The following is a 502-nucleotide window of genomic DNA, read 5'->3' as shown; positions in this document are numbered from 1 at the left end:
AACCTGCGGCCTTCGGGTTATGAGCCCGACGAGCTACCGAGCTGCTCCACCCCGCGTCATTAAATTATATGGTGGAGGCTGAGGGGATCGAACCCCCGACCCTCTGCTTGTAAGGCAGATGCTCTCCCAGCTGAGCTAAGCCTCCATATATCATATAAAGAAAGTGGTGACCCGTAGGGGATTCGAACCCCTGTTACCTCCGTGAAAGGGAGGTGTCTTAACCCCTTGACCAACGGGCCTTATTTCCATGTAAACCTGTCTGGCGGAGAGAGAGGGATTCGAACCCTCGAGACGCTTTTGGCGCCTACACGATTTCCAATCGTGCTCCTTCGACCAACTCGGACACCTCTCCATGTGGCTCCCCGAACAGGACTCGAACCTGTGACAACTCGATTAACAGTCGAGTGCTCTACCAACTGAGCTATCAGGGAATATGTAATGCACGCTTGGCGGCGTCCTACTCTCCCGGGACCCTGCGGTCCAAGTACCATCGGCGCTGGAA

At 55.2% G+C, this 502-nt stretch carries 4 tRNA genes; all 4 read right to left on the bottom strand.

The annotated features are described in order from the left end of the window. Window positions 1–69: 69 nt before the first annotated feature. The 4 genes from JJQ72_RS20340 to JJQ72_RS20325 all read right to left on the bottom strand — a co-directional run bounded on the left by JJQ72_RS20340 (window position 70) and on the right by JJQ72_RS20325 (window position 431). Window positions 70–145, bottom strand: a tRNA-Val gene (locus JJQ72_RS20340). 19 nt (window positions 146–164) lie between these two features. Continuing rightward, window positions 165–239 (bottom strand) — tRNA-Glu (locus JJQ72_RS20335). Between the two features lie 21 nt (window positions 240–260). Further along, window positions 261–352 (bottom strand) — tRNA-Ser (locus tag JJQ72_RS20330). Window positions 353–355: 3 nt separating this feature from the next. Continuing rightward, window positions 356–431, bottom strand: a tRNA-Asn gene (locus JJQ72_RS20325). Between the last annotated feature and the right edge of the window lie 71 nt (window positions 432–502).

The sequence above is a fragment of the Paenibacillus sp. F411 genome (assembly GCF_017582705.1).
GTDB lineage: Bacteria > Bacillota > Bacilli > Paenibacillales > Paenibacillaceae > Paenibacillus_AQ > Paenibacillus_AQ algicola.
The sequence above is the reverse complement of the archived record's forward strand: the minus strand, read 5'-3'. Positions and strand labels throughout refer to the sequence as shown.